The sequence below is a fragment of the Actinoplanes ianthinogenes genome (assembly GCF_018324205.1).
Classification (GTDB): domain Bacteria; phylum Actinomycetota; class Actinomycetes; order Mycobacteriales; family Micromonosporaceae; genus Actinoplanes; species Actinoplanes ianthinogenes.
Genome location: NZ_AP023356.1, coordinates 1921595 through 1938335, shown reverse-complemented (window position 1 = coordinate 1938335; position 16741 = coordinate 1921595). Strand labels below are relative to the sequence as shown.

Genomic DNA, 16741 nt, shown 5'->3' with positions numbered 1-16741 from the left:
GGTATCCATCGACGCTAGCAATGCTGGCCAGCGTTTCGAAAGGACCTCTGGCAGGTAGCGCACGCTGGAAGAAGAAAAAGCTCTCAGCATTTCTAAGATTGAACTCAGAACGTCCTTACCGGGATTACTCCGCTTGGAGGATACATTGACTACCATCACTTCCGTCGTCCTCGACCCGACCGGCCGCGACGTTCACGCCGAGGGTGACCGGCTGCGCGCGCAGGGCCCGATCGCCCAGGTCGAGCTGCCCGGTGGCGTACGGGCCTGGTCCGTCGTCGGCTACGACATGGTCCGCCAGGTGCTCGGCGACAACCGCTTCGCCAAGGACGCGCACAAGCACTGGACCGCGTTCATCAACGGGGAGATCGGCGACGACTTCCCGCTCATCGGCTGGGTGCTGATGGACAACATGACCACCGCCGACGGCGCCGACCACGCCCGGCTGCGCAAGCTGACCGCGGCGGCGTTCACCATGCGGCGCAGCGAGGCGATGCGCCCGCAGATCGAGCAGATCACCACCGAGCTGCTCGCCGACCTGGGCACCGCGGCGCCGGGCGAGGTGGTCGACCTCAAGGGCCGGTACGCCTACCCGCTGCCCACCCGGGTCATCTGCGACCTGTTCGGCGTGCCGGAGGACATGCGCCGCGAGGTGATGCGCGGCGGCGAGGTCAACGTGGACACCACGATCAGCCACGAGGAGGCGGTCGCCAACGTCGAGCAGTGGCACCAGGCCATGCACGACCTGGTCGAGACGAAGCGGCAGCACCCGGCCGACGACCTGCTCAGCATGCTGATCAAGACGAAGACCGAGGACGGCTCGGTGCTCAACGACTCGGAGCTGGCCGGCACCCTGCACCTGATGCTCGGCGCCGGGTCGGAGACCACCACCAACCTGATCAGCAAGGCCGTCGTCATGCTGCTCACCCACCCGGACCAGCTGGAACTGGTCCGCTCCGGCCAGGTGCCGTGGAAGGACGTGATCGAGGAGACGCTGCGGGTGCAGTCGCCGATCGCCCAGCTGCCGTTCCGGTTCACCACCGAGGACGTGGAGATCGCCGGCGTGACCATCCCGAAGGGCGACCCGGTGCTGATGGGCTTCGCGGCCGCCGGCCGGGACCCGTCGCGGCACGGCGACGCCGCGGACGAGTTCGACATCACCCGTGCCGACAAGGACCACCTGTCCTTCGGCTACGGCGTGCACCACTGCCTGGGCGCCCCGCTGGCCCGGCTGGAGGCGGCCATCGCGCTGCCCGCCCTGTTCGAGCGCTTCCCGGACATCGCCCTGGCCGTCCCGGCCGCCGAGATCGTGCCGCAGAGCACCTTCCTGCTCAACGGCACCGAGACCCTGCCGGTGATCCTCGGCGAGCCGGCTGCCTGAGACCGAAGGTCCCCGGCCAGAGCGCAGTTCAGAAGATGAATCGGCAGCCCTGGCCGGGACAGGCTGAACCTATGTCTGACGCGATCGAACTCATCATCCCGAACATGGCCGAGTACCACCTGCGCAACCCCGCCCTCCAGCTCAAGGGCGAGGAGCGGGCCCGCGTGGTGCGGTTCGGCGGCACCTACGAGTGCGAGCACTCGGTCTTCTGGACCGACGCCCCGCGGGTGCTGGTGCTGCCGAAAGGCTGGAGCCAGGCCTGGTTCGACGACATCCACAAGGCCCTGGACCTGGCCGCGCCGCCGGTGGTCTCCCCGGTGATGCGCTCCGGCCTGCTCGTCGACGACCTGCTGCACGACGGTGACGCCCAGCGCGAGCTGCGCAAACTCGTCACCGGGTACGACGTGGTGAAACTGACCATGGTCGGGCCCACCGCCGAGACCTACCTGCTGGCCGCGCTGGTGAGCGGCTGGGGCCACCAGGTCGAGCTGGACTCGGTCCCCGAGGAGGCGTTCTGGGCCAGCCTCTACCTGGACTCCAAGGTGAGCTGCCTGGACCTGGCCCGCACCCTGCCGGCCATGCGGGTGGCGCCCGGTGTGGTGGTCGGCAACTGGGTGGAGCTCAAGGGCGCGCTGCGCTCGCTGGTCGCCAAGCATGGCCGGGTCATCGCCCGGACGCTGTTCGGCGTGGCCGGGGACGGCTCCCGGGTGGTCACCGACCAGCCCGGCAACGTGGACGCCTTCCTGGACGAGGCGAGCGCCGACTCGTTCTTCGCCTTCCCCATCCTGATCCAGGAGTTCGTCGAGCACGCCGCGGGTGTCGGCTGCCCGGCCGCGGACATCCTGGTCGGCCCGGACGGGGTCGAGGACGTGGTGCTCTGCGCGCTGACCGTGGAGCACGGGTATTCGTTCCGCAGCGTGGACGTGGGCGAGGGCGCGCTGCCGCCGGTCTGGGCCGAGCGGCTGCGGGCGGCGGCGTACGAGGTCGGCGAGGCGGCGCGCCAGCTGGGCTACGTCGGCTGGATGTGCATCGACTGCGTGGCCGGCGCCGACGACCAGCTGTACATCACCGAGATCAACGCCCGGCGCAGCGGCTCGCTGCACGCCGGTGGGCTGCTGCGGTACTGGGGTGCGGAGAAGGAGCTGACGCTGTCGGCGCACTTCATGCTGCCGGTGCTGGAGGGCACGTCGTACGAGGAGCACATCCGGCCGGTGTTCCAGCGGCTGTGGGACGCCGGGGTCAAGGCGTACCCGACCAGCATCCGGGCCCTGGGCTGGACCGACCCGATCATCGCGGTGATCGCGGCGGCGCCGACCGCGGCCGAGGCTCAGAAGATCATCGCGGGGATCCGCGACGACATCTACGCGGTGGCGGGCGCTCCCGGCCCGCGCCAGTAGGTGTGCGATGAACTCGCGCCTGAAGCAGACGACGGCGGTCCGGCAGGCGGTCGCCCGGCTGGAGATCGCCCGGCTGACCGGCCTGGCCGGTGCGCCGCTGATCGCGCTCGCCGTCCTGGTCAACCTGGTGCTCGGGGTGCTGCCGATCGCCTACGTGGTCAGCTCGTCGCTGGTGCTCGGCAAGGTCCCGGCCGCGACCGCGGCCGGGCTCGGCTCGCCCGCGTACCACACGCTGATCGCGGCCTTCCTGGTCACCACCGTCGTCTCCATCACCGAGATGCTGGTCGCGCCGTTGCAGGAGCTGGCCGGGCAGCTCATCGCCCGGCGCGTCGACGGGCGGGTCAGTGACAGCCTGATGGCCGCCGCCACCAGCACCCCCGGCATCGGCCCCCTCGAAGACCCGCGCCTGGTCGAGGACCTGCGCACGGCGGCCCGGGAGCTGGAGACCTGGGCGTTCAGCCCCGGCGAGGCCTGCGCCGGCCTGTTCGCCCTGCTCGCCCGATACACCAAGCTCGCCGGGTACGCCGTCCTGGTCGGCGTGGTCCTGAACTGGGCCGCCTCGGCCGGCCTGGTGGTGGCGGTGCTGCTGCTGCGCCACGGCCAGCGGGGCGGCCTGCGCAAGTTCGCCCAGGTGCGGTTCGACCTCGACGACGAGGAACGGCGCAACGACTACCTGCGCGAGGTCGCCACCGACGCGGTGGCCGCCAAGGAGATGCGGGTCTTCGGGCTGATCGAGCACTTCCGCGACCTGTGGCACCGCGAGTACATGGAGTGGCTCAAGCCGGTGTGGGAGGCGCGGCGGCGGATCTACCTGTGGCCGTTCCTCTGGATCCTGGCCTGGGGCCTGGTGGTCAGCGGGGTGGTGTTCGCGCTGACCGGGGTGGCCGCCGCGAACCCGGCCACCGGGATGACCCTGACCACCTTCGTGATGGTGATGCAGGCGGCGATCTTCGCGCTGCGGCTCGGCGAGTTCTACCCCGAGGCCGACCTGCACACCGCGATCGGGATGCACGCGTACGAGGCGGTGCGGCGGTTCGTCGACGGGCTGACCGGGTATCGGGCCGAGCCGGCGCCGGCGGCGGTGGCCGCCCGCCCGGAATCGCCCGGCACCATCCACTTCGACCGGGTCAGCTTCCACTACCCCGGCGAGCAACGGATGATCTTCGAGGAGCTCGACCTGACCATCCCGCTCGGCCGGTGCACCGCCCTGGTCGGTGTGAACGGCGCCGGCAAGACCACGCTGGTCAAACTGCTCGCCCGGCTCTACGAGCCGACCTCCGGGACGATCCGGGTGGACGGCGTGGACATCCGCTCGATCCCGCTGGAGCAGTGGCGGGCCCGGCTCGGCGTGACCTTCCAGGAGTTCGCCCGCTACGAGGTGTCGGTCGCCGACAACGTGGGCTTCGGCGCGGCCGGGCACCTCGACGACCGGGACGGCATCCGGGACGCGATCGAAGCGGTCGGCCTGCACGAGCTGATCGACGCGCTGCCCGAGGGGATGGACACCCCGCTGGCCCGGCACCTGGCCGGGGGAGCGGACCTGTCCGGCGGGCAGTGGCAGCGGATCGCGCTGGCCCGGGCGCTGTTCGGGCTGCGCCACGGCGCCTCGATCCTGGTGCTGGACGAGCCCACCGCGAGCCTCGACGTGCGCGCCGAGGCCGGCTTCTTCCAGGACTTCACCAGCCTCACCGAGGGCGCCACCACGCTGCTGATCTCGCACCGCTTCTCCACCGTCCGGCAGGCCGACCGGATCGTCGTGCTGACCGGCGGCCGGGTGGCCGAGCAGGGCAGCCACGAGGAGCTGATGGTCCGGGACGGCGTGTACGCCCGACTGTTCCGGTTGCAGGCCGACCGGTTCACCGACGCAGAGACAGTGAGGTTGCCGGCATGAGGCAGACCCTGAAGGGGTCCTGGCGGCTCCTCACGATCGCGTGGCGGCTGAACCCGCGCAAGACGGCGTCCGCGATCTTCCTGATGTTCGGGCACGTCACCATGGGCCCGGTGATGGCGGCCGGGCTGGGCGTGATGACCGACGCCGTGGTCGGCGGCGACGGCGCCAAGGCGGCCTGGTGCGGGGTGCTGGTGGCGATCCTCGTCATGATCACCCTGACCTTCGGCAACTTCGCGCACATCGCGTACACCGAGCTGTCCGAGATCGCCGAGCGGGACCTGGTGGAGGAGCTGATGCTGCTCTCCAACGGCTCGGAGGGCATCGAGCACCACGAGCGGGTCGACTACGCCGACGAGCTGACCGTGCTGCGCCGTGACGTGCGGCGGCTGACGCTCGCCTTCGAGGCCCTGTTCGGCACCCTGGGCCTGGTGCTGTTCGGGCTGCTCACCGCGATCCTGCTGGGCCGGGTGAACCTGGTGCTGCTGCTGCTCATGCCGGTCGCCGCGCTGCCGCCGCTGCTCAGCGGGCGCTGGGCGGAGCGGCGCATCGACGACGCCAAGACGAGCACCGCCGAGTCGACCCGGATCGCACTGAACCTGTTCCGGCTGGCCACCTCGGCGCGGTTCGGCGGCGAGCTGCGGGTCTTCGGGCTGCGTGACGAGCTGCGCCGGCGGCACCGGCAGGAGTGGGGGCGGACCAGCCGGGGACTGGCCGGGGCGTACGGGCGGGGCGGGGCGATCCGGGCGACCGGGCAGGTGCTGTTCGGACTGGCGTACACCGGGGCGGTGCTGCTGGTCATCCGGGACGTGGTGGCCGGGCAGGGCACCATCGGCGACGTGGTGCTGGTGATGGTGCTGGCCAGCCAGGTGAACCACCAGGTGATCACGGCGATCACCCTGCTCGGCACCCTCCAGCGGGTGGGCAGCCTGCTGCAACGCTTCCGGAACGTGCGGAAGCTGGTCACCGTGACGCATCCGGAACCGGTGGACCAGGCGCCACCGGCGCGGCTCACCGGCGGCATCGTGGTCGACGGCGTCGACTTCGCCTACCCCGGCACGGACACGCCGGTGCTCAGCGGGGTGTCGCTGACGCTGCCCGCCGGCGCCAGCGTGGCCATCGTCGGGGAGAACGGGGCCGGCAAGAGCACCCTGGTCAAGCTGCTCTGCGGGCTGTACCAGCCGTCCGGCGGGCGGATCCTGGTGGACGGCACCGACCTGCGCCGCATCCCGGCGCCGGCGTGGCGCGAGCAGGTCTCCGCGGGCTTCCAGGACTTCGCGCGGTTCGAGCTGCGGACCGGCGACGTCGTCGGCCTCGGCGACCTGCCCCGGATCGGCGACGACGGCGCGGTCGCCACGGCGCTGGACCGGGCGCAGGGCGCGGACGTCGTCGCGCGGCTGGAGCAGGGCCTGGACACCCAGCTGGGCAAGAGCTACACCAACGGGGCCGAGCTCTCCGGCGGGCAGTGGCAGAAGCTGGCCATCGGCCGGGCGCTGATGCGCGAGACGCCGCTGCTGCTGGTGCTGGACGAACCGACGTCGGCGCTCGACCCGCAGGCCGAGCATCGGCTGTTCGAGCTCTACGCGGAGCAGGCCCGCCAGGTGCGGGCCGGGCGCGGCGCGATCACGCTGTTCGTGTCGCACCGGTTCTCCACCGTGCGGATGGCCGATCTGATCATCGTGCTGCGCGACGGCCGGGTGGTCGAGACCGGTGATCACGACAGTCTGATGGGACAGGGCGGGCTTTACGCCGACCTGTTCGACCTGCAGGCGAAGGCGTACCGATAATTGATTCTGCATCGGGGCGCGGGCGGGGTGAGACCCCGCCCGCGCCTTTGTCAGCCCTGCCAGAAAGGACGCAATTCGAGTACGCCGTGCGGCGCTACCGGATGCGCGGCCGCCACCTCGACGGCCTCCTCCGGGGTCGCGCACTCGAGCACGTCGAAGCCGGCGATCTGCGGCGTGGTGGCGGCGAACGGCCCCTCCTCGACCAGCACGGCGCCGTCGCGCACGCGGACCGTCCGGGCGGCGCTGACCGGCTGCACCCGGCTGCCGAGCACCCGCACGTCCCGCCCGTCCACATCGGTCGCCCAGCGCTCGGTGCGTGCGGGCATCTGCGCCTCCTCGGCCGGCGGCAGGATGAACGACTCATCGACGCAGACCAGCATCAGATATTTCACGGGGATCTCCTTCTCTCGTGACCGATCCCCATTTTCCAATGTGGTTAGGAACCGATCCTTACGCGGGATTGCTCGGTTTCTTGACACCCCTGTGAGCGGCCTTTGACGATGAATTGCCACCCCTATTCCGAGGAGCCCGTCATGGCCGTGTTGGAAGCCGCCGCCCCGACGCTGGATCGCCGGGGGACCGGGCTCCGCGATCCACAGTTCCTGCGCGGCACCGTCCGCCGGATCACCTACGTCACCGAGCACGTCAAACGGATCACCATCGTCGGCGCGGCGCTCTGCGGGCTGCCGGTGCCGCCGCCCGCGGCCAAGGTCCGGTTGTTCCTGCCGCCGGCCGTCACCGCCCTGCCGGAGTTCCCGCTCTGGACGCCGCGCGGGCTGCTCTGGGCGCCCGGCGCCAGCACCGCGATGCGGTCCTACACGGTACGGCGCCACGATCCCGGCACCGGCGAGATCGACGTGGACATCCTGCTGCACGGCAACGGGCCGGGCTCGCAGTGGGCGGCCACCGCCCGGACCGGCGCCCGGGTCGGCTTCCTGCGCCCGGAGTCGGGCTACCTGCCGCGGCCGGACGTCGCCCGGCACCTGCTGATCGGCGACGAGTCGGCGCTGCCCGCGATCGCCGCCATCCTGGAGTCGCTCGCCCCGGCCACGTCCGCCCTCGCGATCGTCGAGACCGGCGACCGCTGCTACCGGCGCTATCCGGGCGCCGGGCCGATCCGCTGGCTGGACCGCGGCGACCGGGCGCCCGGCGCGGCGCTCTGGGAGTACGTACGGGAGCTGCCCGCACCGGACGCCGCGGTGCAGGCGTTCGTCGCCGGGGAGGCGACACCCACCCGGCTGATCCGCCAGCACCTGCGGGACGTGTGGGGGCTCAGCACCCGGGACGGGACGTTGCAGGCCAAGGGTTACTGGGCCGCCCGGCCGCGCTGAGCAGTCTGGGAGATGCGGCGCCCGCTGTCCGGTTGGGACCCTCGCTGGAGACCTAGGAAGCGGAGGGACGCAGGTGTTCGTACATGTCGGAGATCGGGCCGTGGTGCTGGGCGGCAGCGTGGCCGGACTGTTCGCCGCCCGCGTGCTCGCCGATCACTTCCGTGAGGTCGTCGTGGTCGACCGGGACCCGCTGGAGGGCGTGACCGGGCCGCGGCGGGCGGTGCCGCAGGGCCACCACATCCACGGACTGCTGGCCCGGGGCCAGCAGATCCTCGAGGAACTCTTTCCCGGCTTCACCGCCGAGCTGGCCGGCGACGGCGTGCCGGTCCGTGACTTCGCCACCAGCCTGGGCTGGCACTTCGCCGGCCGGCGGATCCAGCAGTCGCCGAGCGACCTGATCTGCGTCTCGGCCGGCCGCTGGATGCTGGAGGACCGGATGCGGGCGCGGGTCGCGGCCCTGCCGAACGTCTCGTTCCGCCACGCCGACATCGTCGGGCTGGCCTTCAGCGACGATCACCGCGCCGTGGCCGGCGCCCGGGTCCAGGGGGCCGGCGACGAGCATCCGGTGCTGGAGCCCGCCGACCTCACCGTGGACGCCACCGGGCGGGGCACGCGGACACCGCGCTGGCTCGCCGACATCGGCTACCCGGCGGTCCAGGAGGAGAAGGTCAAGATGGACCTGACCTACACCTCCTGCGACTTCCGCGCGCCGCTGCCGGTGGACCCGATCGGCGACGGCATCGCGGTCATCTCGGTCGCCACCCCCGGCCACCCGCGCGGCGCGACCCTGGCCCGGCTGCCGGACCGCTACTCCGTCTCGCTCAACGGCGTCCTCGGCGATCGCGCCCCGACCGACCTGCCCGGCTTCCTGGAATACGCCAGGAGCCTGCCGGTCCCGGCGATCCACGAGGCCATCAAGGACGCCGAGCCGCTGGGCGAGCCGGTGCAGTTCCGCTTCCCGGCCAGCGTCCGCCGCCGCTACGAGCGGATGTCCCACCTGCCGTCCGGCCTGGTCGCGCTCGGCGACGCGGCGTGCGGCTTCAACCCGATCTACGCGCAGGGCATGACCGTCGCGGCGGTCGGCGCCCTGGTCCTGCGTGACTACCTCAAGCAGGGCGCGGGTGATCCGTTCCGCTACTTCACCGCCCTGGCCAAGCAGCTGGACGGCGCCTGGGACATGTCCGCGGGCGGCGACCTCGCCTTCCCGGAGGTCGAGGGGCGCCGCACGCTCCAGGTCCGGATGGGCAACGCGTTCATGCGCCGGCTCCAGGTCGCCGCCACCCGCGACAGCGCCGTCGCGGCGGCGTTCGTCCGGGTGGCCGGCCTGGTCGACCCGCCGCAGGCGATGATGCGCCCGCGCGTGCTGTCCCGAGTTCTGTGGCCGCGCGACGTTCCCGTCGTGGCCGAAACCCCTCTTCAGCACACCACAGGAGGAAGAGCATGACCCTGGCTATCCCGGTTCAGGCCGGCACAGACCTGGTGGACCGCGCGGCCCGGGCCGTACCGGTGCTGCGCGAGCACGCGCTCTGGCAGGAGGACCACCGCGAGCTGCACCCCGAGACGCTGGCGGCGCTGCGCGAGGCCGGCATCCTGCGGATGCGCGTGCCGCAGCAGTACGGCGGGCACGCCGCGGACGCCACCACGATGCTGCGCGTGATCACCGAGCTCGCCCAAGGCGACGGGTCCGCGGCGTGGCTCGCCGCGGTCTGGTCGATGTGCAACTGGCTGACCGGCCTGTTCCCGGACGCGGTCCAGGACGAGGTGTTCGCAGACCCGGACGGCGGCGTGTGCGGGGTGCTGAGCCCCAGCGCCATGGCCACGCCCGCCGACGGTGGCCTGGTGATCTCCGGCGAGTGGCACTTCATCAGCGGCGCCCGGCACAGCGGGTGGCAGCTGGTGCTGGCCATGGCGCCCACCCCGGACGGTGCCTCGCTGTGGCCGGTGATGGCCCTCGTCCCGCTGCGCGACCTGACCGTGATCGACGACTGGCACACCAGCGGCCTGCGCGGGACCGGCAGCGTCACCACCGCCGCCCGCGAGGTCTTCGTCCCGGCCGAACGGGTCCTGCCGATGGTCGCGATCCTCCAGGGGCAGTACGCGTCCGCCCGCAACGCCGGCACCCCGCTGTTCCGCGCGCCGATGATGGCGACCGGCTGCGCGTCCTTCACCGGAACCGCGATCGGGCTGGCCAAGGCCGCCCTGGAGGACTACCGCACCCGGCTCGACAACAAGATCACCTACACCGAGTACGCGAGCCGCCGGGAGGCCCCGGTGACCCACCGGCAGCTCGCCGAGGCGACCCTGCTGATCGACGAGGCGGAGTTCCACGCCACCCGGCTGGCCGCGCAGATCGACGAGCGGGCCGCCACCGGCCAGGAGTGGACGCCGCTGGACCGGGTCGCCGCCCGGGCCGCCCTCGGCCGGGTCTTCCAGCTCGCCAAGAACGCGGTGGACCTGCTGGTCACCGGCAGCGGCGGCTCGTCGATCTACGCCTCGGTGGCGATCCAGCGGATCCAGCGCGACATCCAGTCGCTCAACCTGCACGCCCTGATGCACCCCGACACCAACCAGGAGCTGTACGGCCGCCTGCTGGCCGGGCTCGCGCCCAACACCATGTACTTGTAAGCACTTTTAGGGGGGTCGTAGGGGTCGTAGGGGTCGGCCCGATCATATTAAGGTGTATTTCCAGCTCCCGATTCAGAAAGAAGGATGCGGCACGTGATCAAAGGGCTGAACAAGGTCGAGGTAATCACGTTCTTCGTCGAGGATCTCGCGGCCACGCGAGCATTCTACGAGGAGATTCTCGGGCTCGAGGTGGTCTACTCGGACGACGCCTCGGCGGTCGTCAAGCTGGAGAATCTGATGATCAACATTCTGGTCGTCGCGAACGCCGACACGCTCGTCCAGCCGCGGCCGGTGGCCGCGCCGGAGGCCGGCACGCGCCAGCTGTTCACCTTCGAGGTGTCCGACGCCAAAGCGGTGTACGAGGAGCTCAAGGCGCACGGCGTGACGATCCTGAACGGTCCCGTCGACCGCCCGTGGGGCCGCCGCACGGTCTCCTTCGCCGACCCGGCGGGCAACGTTCTGGAGATCGCGCAGGTGCTCTGACCGGCGCTGAGGGCCGGCACCGCGTAACCGCGGTGCCGGCCTTTCTTCTATTGTGCTCATCGATGTCCGGTCCATTCTTGGTCCATTGCCGTTCTGCTAGCGTCGAATGCGGCCGGCTGCATTCTTCGATCGAGGCCGAAAGGACAGTCGTGAGCAGATTTCCACTTTCCAGCCCGCAACAACTGTGGTGTTCCGGGGACCAGGGCGACCACGCGGGGTTCTTCGCCGGCGGGTTCGTCATGGCGACCGCGCTGCGGATCACCGGCCCGATCGACGTCGCCGCCCTCCAGGGCGCCCTGGACGACCTGGTCCGGCGGCACGAGATCCTGCGCACGGTGGTGGCCCGCACCGATGAGCCGTACCAGGAGGTGCACGAGGCCGCCCCGGTGCCGCTGGTGGTGCGCGACGTGCCGGCCGACCGGCCCGGCTCCCGCGACGAGATCGCCGAGGAGCTGCTCAACGAGGCCGAGCGGAGCACCCTCGACCCCCGGCGGGTCCCGCAGCTGCGCGCCGTGCTGAGCCGGTTCGACGCCGGGGACGCCGTGCTCGCCCTGATCACCCACCACACCGGCGCCGACGAGTGGTCGAACCGGGTGCTGGTCCGCGACCTGGCCGCCACCTACCGCGCCCGGGTCACCGGCACCGAGGCCGCGCTCCCGCCGGTCCCGCAGTACCGGGACTTCGCGGCCGCGCAGCGGGCGGCCGCCGACGGCCCGGACGGCGAGACCGCCGCGAAGTTCTGGCGGGAGAAGCTCAGCGGCGTCCAGATCTTCGCGGTGCCCACCGACCGGGAGGTGCCGGAGCGGCACCACGAGCCGTACTCGGCGAGCAACTTCGTGGTGGACCGGGACGTCATGAGGGCCGTCGGCGAGCTGGCCGCCGAGGCGCGCACCGACGTGCCGACCGTGCTGCTGGCCGCCTTCAACGTGCTGGTCCACGCGATCGCCGGGACCACCGACCAGGCGATCGACACGCTGACCACCGGGCGTACCGATCCGCGGTTCGACGACACGGTCGGCCCGGTGATGAACTTCGTGGTGCTGCGGACCGACCTGGCTCGGTGCCTGAGCTACCGGGACGTGGTCGCGGCGACCCGCGACGTGTGTCTGGAGACCTACGCCAACGAGATCCCGATCCAGCACATCGAACGCGCCGTGCCCGAGCTGATGCAGCCGAACGACGAGCCGCGCAAGACCAACTGCATCGTCGGCGTCTTCCCCCGCCCGTCCGGCGCCGGCACGCCGCGGATCGCCGACGGCTGCACCGAGATCTACAAGCGCCCGTCGGTCAGCCCGATCGGCCCGTGGATCCCGCACGGCGTCGCCTGGGGCATGCACCCGCACCCCTCCGGCGAACTGAGCGGCTGCGTCCAGTTCAACGCCGAGGACCTGGACGCCGACACGGTGTCCGGCTGGACCGGCGAGTACCAGCGGATCCTGGCCGCGATGGCCACCGATCCCGGCCGGAGCTGGACCGCGCCGCGATGAGCCGGCCGCGGATCTCGGTGGTCGTGCCCACCTACAACCGCAGCGAGCTGCTGGACCGGACGCTGCGGCAGCTGACCCGGCAGACCGTGCCGGTCGACGAGTTCGAGGTGATCGTCGCGGACGACGGGTCGTCCGACGACACCCGGCAGGTGGTGGCCTCCTACGCCGACCGGCTGCGGATCGGGTATCACTTCCAGGAGGATCTCGGGTTCCGGGCGGGGACCGCGCGGAACGCCGGGGCGCGGCTCGCGGCAGCGCCGCTGCTCTGCTTCCTCGACACCGGGGCCATTCCCGGTCCGGACTTCCTGCGCCATCACCTCGCCGAGCACCGGGATCCCGCGGAGCCGGTGGTGGTCGTCGGTTATGCGTACGGCTACCACCCCGAACACCCCGTGCACGAGCTGGACCGGATGCGGGAGCTGGAGCCCGAGGAGATCGTCGCCGAGCTCGGTGACGACCCGTCGTTCCGGGACATCCGGCACCCGCACTTCGACGACTGCGGCTTCGACCTGCACCGCCGGGCGCTGCCGTGGAACCTGCTGTTCACCATCAACGTCTCGATGCGTACCGGGGACTTCCACGCGGTCGGCGGCTTCAACGAGACGATGACCGGCTGGGGCGGTGAGGACCTGGAGCTCGGCTACCTGCTGCACCGGCGCGGCTTCCGGTTCCGGATCAGCCGGGACGCGTGGGTGATCGAGTCGCCGCACGAGCGGCCGGACATCCGCACGCTGCTGGACACGTTCCGGGACAACGTGGAGCGGTCGCTGCGCCGGTATCCCGACCCGGCCCTGGAGGTCGGCTGGGCGCTGATCGGCATGAACCGCCCGTTCCTGACCTGGAACGACGAGTACCGGAAGGTCGAGTTGTGGCGCGACAAGGTGCGCGGCCAGAGCGTCGAACAGGAGATCGCCGACGCCCTGCGCGAGGCCGCCCCGGGTGACCGGGTCGTGGTGTTCGGCGCCGGCGACGCGCTGCCCGCTCACCCGGGCCCGCTGACCGCGTTCGACTTCGACAACCCTTCGGCGTACGCGATCGGCCTGCGCACCCCACTCCCCGCCGGATCCGCCGACCTGGTCGTGATCACCTCCCGGCTGGCCGGGCTCTGGGACCGCTGGAGCGCCGATCTGCTGGCCGAGGCGCACCGGGTGGGCCGCACGGTCCGCTGCACCTTCCCCGCTGACTTCGACCCCGAGGAGCGCCGATGACCGTCAGCCGTGAGATCCACCTGATCGCCCGCCCACCCGGCCGGCTGCCGGTCCCGGGCAAGCTCGCCGTGGTCGAGGTCGAGGTGCCCGCGCCGCGCCCCGGCGAGGTGGTGGTCCGCAACACCTACCAGGCCGTCGACCCGGGCCTGCTCCAGCGGATGCAGGACATCGACGGCCCCGGCGAGCCGGACTTCGCGCTCGGAGGGCCGCCCTGGGGTCACGCCCTCGGCGAGGTCGTCGAGTCGGCGGACCCCGGCCTGCGTCCCGGCGACACCGTGCTGCACAACCTGGCCTGGCGGGAGTACGCGGTCGCCCCCGCCGACCGGTTCCGGGCCGTCCCGGTCGACCGCTACCCGTCGGTCACCCACCACCTCAGCTCCGCGGTGGTCGCCTGGGTCGGCCTGAGCCTGGTGGAGATCCGCCCGGGCGACACCGTCCTGGTCTCCAGCGGGGTGGGCGCGGTCGGCAGCATCGCCGGGCAGCTCGCCCGGGTCCGCGGCGCCGGCTACGTGATCGCCAGCGTCGGCTCCCCGGCGAAGGCCAAGCTCGCCACCGAGGAGGTCGGGTACGACCGGGCCTTCGACTATCACGACGGCTGGCCCGCGGACCTGCCCGGCATCGACGTCTACTACGACAACGCCGGCGGGCGGCAGCTCGAGTCGGCGATCAACGCGATGAACACGCACGGGCGGATCGTCAAGTGCGGCGGGACCGACCAGATCCGGTACGGCGAGCCGTACGGCATCCGTAACATCGAGCAGTTCGTGCACCGCCGGCTGAGCATGCACGGCATGGCGACGATGGATCACGAGGACCAGTTCGCCACGTTCGACGAGGAGTTCCCGAAGCTGGTGGCGGACGGGCGGGTGGTGCTGCCGGAGACGATCGTCGAGGGCGGCCTGGACCGGCTGGTGCCGGCCGCGGAGGCGCTGCTGACCGGGGCGTACTCGGGGAAGGTCCTGCTGAAGTTCTGAGACGACCGGAAAGGGGGCGGCGGTCCGGTTGGACCGCCGCCCCCTTTTCTCAGTGCCAGAGCACCGTGGTGCGATGCAGCAGCCGCTGGTGCCGGTGCCGGTCACAAGCGGTCCGGGTGTGCATCGTCGCCTCGTTGTCCCAGATCACCAGGTCGCCCGCGGCCCAGTGGTGCCGATAGACGTACCGGTCGGCGGTGGCGTGCTCGTGCAGCTCGGCCAGCAACTCGGTGGTCTCCGCCTCGCCCAGCCCCACGATGCCACTGATGATCATGCTGCCCAGCAGCAGCGACCGGCGGCCGGTGACCGGGTGCACGCGGACCAGCGGGTGCGCGACGTCCGGCATCTTCGCCCGCTCCTCGGGCGTCAGCGAGGCCTTGTGCGGGTTGATCTTCCGTTCCGTCTCCACCAGGTGGTTCATCGAGTGGATCGCCCGCAGCCCGGCGATCCGCTCCTTCAGCGTCGCCGGCAGGTCGTCGTAGGCGGCGGTCGAGTCGGAGAACATGGTGTCGCCACCCTCGGCGGGCGCGATCAGCGAGTAGAGCAGCGAGGCGCGGCTGGTCTTCTCCTTCCACGAGTAGTCGGTGTGCCACTCCTCCTGCTCGTCGCCGTCGTAGAGCCCGATCGGGTGCCCGTCCCGGAAGATGTTGCTGATCTTCAGGACCTCGGGGTGCTCCGGGACGACGTAGCGGGACACCGGGTAGACGTCGAGCGGGCCGAACCGCCGGCTCACCGCGACGTGCTGCTCGTTCGTGAGCTGCTGGCCCGGCAGGACCAGGACGCGGTGCTCGGTGAGGTCGGCGACCAGCGAGTCGACCGTCGCCTGGTCGGCGGTCCGCAGGTCGAGATCGGTCACCGTGGCGCCGAAGGTCTGGCCCAGCGGCTCCAAGCGGTAGGCGGTGGAGGTTGTCGTCATCGTCGGCTCCTGTTCGCTAATGGACGACCGCGTAGGCCCGGATCGGGAAGCTGCCCATGCCGGACACCGGCACCGGCGCCCCGTGGAACCGGAACTCCCGGTCCTGCAACTCGTGCAGGTTGTGCAGGTGCTCGACCACGGCGATCCCGGCGCCCAGCAGGCCGGTGTGCGCCGGCCGGGTCAGGTCGGCCATGTCGTCGATGTTCACCGAGTCGATGCCGACCAGCGCCGGGCGCCGCTGGATCAGCCAGTCCACCAGGTCGGCGGTGACGAACGGGTGCTCGGCGGCGCCGTACTGCGGGGTACGCCAGTGCCGGTCCCACCCGGTGTGGATCAGCACCGCCCGGCCGGTGACGTCGACGCCCTCCAGCAGCTCCGGACCGACCGCGCGGCTTCCGTCGGTCGCGTCGATCACCACACCGGGGACGTCGGCGAGCCGGCTGAGATCGATCGCGCTGAGGTCGGCTCCGTCCGGGTACCGGTGGAACGGGGTGTCCAGGTACGTGCCCGTGTTGGCGACCAGGGTGACCGAGCCGATCTGGAACTCGGTGCCCGCCGGGTAACGGTCCCGGGAGTCCGCGCGGGACATGTGGTCGCTGATCACCGGTCCGGGCAGTCCCGGATAGGTCACCATGCCCGCCTCGATGAGGTGCGACAGGTCGACGATGTGGCTCATGGTCCCTCCTCGGTCGCCGTGCGGGCCGGCAACAACTGGTCGTATTCGGGCTTCTGCTTCCAGGCGGGCTCCGGCGGCGTGTAGCCGGGGCGCGGGCAGTGCGCGGAGTGGGCGCCGGTGGCCGGGTCGTGCAGGTAGCGGGGGCAGTTCTCGAAGACCTGCTCCACCCGGATCCGCAGGACCGCCTCGGCGCCCTGAAGGCCGGCCGCGTCGCGGGTGACCGAGCTGATGCCGTTCACCCGCAACTTCGCGGGCAGCTCCGGGAAGAGGAAGAGCAGGCCCACCCGGCTCGACGCGGCGGCGTTGCCCAGCGTCCGGTACATCCCGTTGCCGTCATAGCTGGGGATCTCCAGGGTGCGATCGTCGAGCACCCGGACGAAGCCCGGCAGGCCGCCCTTGTACGAGCACTCCGGCTGCCCGTCCGGGCTCACCGTCGCCACGAACACCGCGTCCGCCCCGCGGATCCAGCGCACGTGGTCGTCCTCGAGGGCCTCGGTGACGTACCTCCGGGCCAGGTGGGCGGCGAGCTCCCGGGTGCCGAACGCCTCCTGGAGGGTCTCGCTGCCGCCGTGGTAGAAGGCGTCCGGCTCCATG

Annotated in this window: 15 protein-coding genes; 11 read left to right on the top strand and 4 right to left on the bottom strand. The window is 71.5% G+C overall.

The annotated features are described in order from the left end of the window. Window positions 1–145 precede the first annotated feature (145 nt). The 4 genes from Aiant_RS08900 (at window position 146) to Aiant_RS08885 (ending at window position 6450) form a co-directional block, all read left to right on the top strand. Entirely contained in the window at window positions 146–1378 is a 1233-nt protein-coding gene (locus Aiant_RS08900) for a cytochrome P450 family protein (RefSeq protein ID WP_189332482.1), read from the top strand. Window positions 1379–1449: 71 nt separating this feature from the next. Beyond that, window positions 1450–2775 (top strand): ATP-grasp domain-containing protein, encoded by a 1326-nt coding sequence (locus Aiant_RS08895; RefSeq protein ID WP_189332483.1) that lies wholly within the window; start codon window positions 1450–1452, stop codon window positions 2773–2775. 7 nt (window positions 2776–2782) lie between these two features. Continuing rightward, the gene (locus tag Aiant_RS08890) at window positions 2783–4666 is read left to right on the top strand and encodes an ABC transporter ATP-binding protein (protein WP_189332484.1); all 1884 of its coding nucleotides are present in this window, start codon (window positions 2783–2785) and stop codon (window positions 4664–4666) included. Further along, window positions 4663–6450 (top strand): ABC transporter ATP-binding protein, encoded by a 1788-nt coding sequence (locus Aiant_RS08885; RefSeq protein ID WP_189332485.1) that lies wholly within the window; start codon window positions 4663–4665, stop codon window positions 6448–6450. The genes Aiant_RS08890 and Aiant_RS08885 overlap by 4 nt, the downstream gene beginning before the upstream one ends. 50 nt (window positions 6451–6500) lie before the next feature. Here Aiant_RS08885 and Aiant_RS08880 read toward each other — a convergent pair whose 3' ends face one another. Next, window positions 6501–6842, bottom strand: coding sequence for a YciI family protein (locus Aiant_RS08880; RefSeq protein ID WP_229830483.1), 342 nt, complete (start codon window positions 6840–6842; stop codon window positions 6501–6503). 141 nt (window positions 6843–6983) lie between these two features. Between Aiant_RS08880 and Aiant_RS08875 the strand changes: the two genes are divergently transcribed. The 7 genes from Aiant_RS08875 to Aiant_RS08845 all read left to right on the top strand — a co-directional run bounded on the left by Aiant_RS08875 (window position 6984) and on the right by Aiant_RS08845 (window position 14558). After that, the gene (locus tag Aiant_RS08875) at window positions 6984–7781 is read left to right on the top strand and encodes a siderophore-interacting protein (protein ID WP_189332486.1); all 798 of its coding nucleotides are present in this window, start codon (window positions 6984–6986) and stop codon (window positions 7779–7781) included. A 73-nt stretch (window positions 7782–7854) separates the two neighbouring features. Next, window positions 7855–9225: an FAD-dependent oxidoreductase gene (locus Aiant_RS08870; RefSeq protein WP_189332487.1), complete on the top strand. Its 1371-nt coding sequence runs from the start codon at window positions 7855–7857 to the stop codon at window positions 9223–9225. Further along, complete coding sequence (locus tag Aiant_RS08865) at window positions 9222–10406, top strand: acyl-CoA dehydrogenase family protein (RefSeq protein WP_189332488.1); 1185 nt, start codon at window positions 9222–9224, stop codon at window positions 10404–10406. Before Aiant_RS08870 ends, Aiant_RS08865 begins: the two co-directional genes overlap by 4 nt. 84 nt (window positions 10407–10490) lie before the next feature. Beyond that, the gene (locus tag Aiant_RS08860; RefSeq protein ID WP_189332489.1) at window positions 10491–10889 is read left to right on the top strand and encodes a VOC family protein; all 399 of its coding nucleotides are present in this window, start codon (window positions 10491–10493) and stop codon (window positions 10887–10889) included. Window positions 10890–11038: 149 nt separating this feature from the next. Beyond that, window positions 11039–12376 carry a condensation domain-containing protein gene (locus Aiant_RS08855; protein ID WP_189332490.1) on the top strand — a complete coding sequence of 446 codons (1338 nt, stop codon included), beginning with the start codon at window positions 11039–11041 and terminating at the stop codon, window positions 12374–12376. After that, window positions 12373–13584, top strand: a complete 1212-nt coding sequence (locus Aiant_RS08850) for a glycosyltransferase (protein WP_189332491.1) — start codon at window positions 12373–12375, stop codon at window positions 13582–13584. Before Aiant_RS08855 ends, Aiant_RS08850 begins: the two co-directional genes overlap by 4 nt. Then, entirely contained in the window at window positions 13581–14558 is a 978-nt protein-coding gene (locus Aiant_RS08845; protein ID WP_189332492.1) for an MDR family NADP-dependent oxidoreductase, read from the top strand. Before Aiant_RS08850 ends, Aiant_RS08845 begins: the two co-directional genes overlap by 4 nt. A gap of 49 nt (window positions 14559–14607) precedes the next feature. On the opposite strand, the gene Aiant_RS08840 is transcribed toward Aiant_RS08845, so the two are convergent. The 3 genes from Aiant_RS08840 to Aiant_RS08830 are packed head-to-tail and all read right to left on the bottom strand — an operon-like array spanning window position 14608 to window position 16740. After that, window positions 14608–15471 carry a TauD/TfdA dioxygenase family protein gene (locus Aiant_RS08840; protein WP_189332493.1) on the bottom strand — a complete coding sequence of 288 codons (864 nt, stop codon included), beginning with the start codon at window positions 15469–15471 and terminating at the stop codon, window positions 14608–14610. A 16-nt stretch (window positions 15472–15487) separates the two neighbouring features. After that, on the bottom strand, window positions 15488–16147 hold the full coding sequence (locus tag Aiant_RS08835; protein WP_189332494.1) for a cyclase family protein: 660 nt from the start codon (window positions 16145–16147) through the stop codon (window positions 15488–15490). Further along, the gene (locus tag Aiant_RS08830) at window positions 16144–16740 is read right to left on the bottom strand and encodes a pyridoxamine 5'-phosphate oxidase family protein (protein WP_189332495.1); all 597 of its coding nucleotides are present in this window, start codon (window positions 16738–16740) and stop codon (window positions 16144–16146) included. Before Aiant_RS08830 ends, Aiant_RS08835 begins: the two co-directional genes overlap by 4 nt. Window position 16741 lies beyond the last annotated feature (1 nt).

What these genes read in the sequence shown, in the direction of transcription:
- Aiant_RS08895 (WP_189332483.1), top strand. Translation starts at nt 1,450, where the DNA reads ATGTCTGACGCGATCGAACTCATCATCCCGAACATGGCCGAGTACCAC.
- Aiant_RS08890 (WP_189332484.1), top strand. Translation starts at nt 2,783, where the DNA reads ATGAACTCGCGCCTGAAGCAGACGACGGCGGTCCGGCAGGCGGTCGCC.
- Aiant_RS08885 (WP_189332485.1), top strand. Translation starts at nt 4,663, where the DNA reads ATGAGGCAGACCCTGAAGGGGTCCTGGCGGCTCCTCACGATCGCGTGG.
- Aiant_RS08875 (WP_189332486.1), top strand. Translation starts at nt 6,984, where the DNA reads ATGGCCGTGTTGGAAGCCGCCGCCCCGACGCTGGATCGCCGGGGGACC.
- Aiant_RS08865 (WP_189332488.1), top strand. Translation starts at nt 9,222, where the DNA reads ATGACCCTGGCTATCCCGGTTCAGGCCGGCACAGACCTGGTGGACCGC.
- Aiant_RS08860 (WP_189332489.1), top strand. Translation starts at nt 10,491, where the DNA reads ATGCGGCACGTGATCAAAGGGCTGAACAAGGTCGAGGTAATCACGTTC.
- Aiant_RS08850 (WP_189332491.1), top strand. Translation starts at nt 12,373, where the DNA reads ATGAGCCGGCCGCGGATCTCGGTGGTCGTGCCCACCTACAACCGCAGC.
- Aiant_RS08845 (WP_189332492.1), top strand. Translation starts at nt 13,581, where the DNA reads ATGACCGTCAGCCGTGAGATCCACCTGATCGCCCGCCCACCCGGCCGG.
- Aiant_RS08840 (WP_189332493.1), bottom strand. Translation starts at nt 15,471, where the DNA reads ATGACGACAACCTCCACCGCCTACCGCTTGGAGCCGCTGGGCCAGACC.
- Aiant_RS08835 (WP_189332494.1), bottom strand. Translation starts at nt 16,147, where the DNA reads ATGAGCCACATCGTCGACCTGTCGCACCTCATCGAGGCGGGCATGGTG.
- Aiant_RS08830 (WP_189332495.1), bottom strand. Translation starts at nt 16,740, where the DNA reads ATGGAGCCGGACGCCTTCTACCACGGCGGCAGCGAGACCCTCCAGGAG.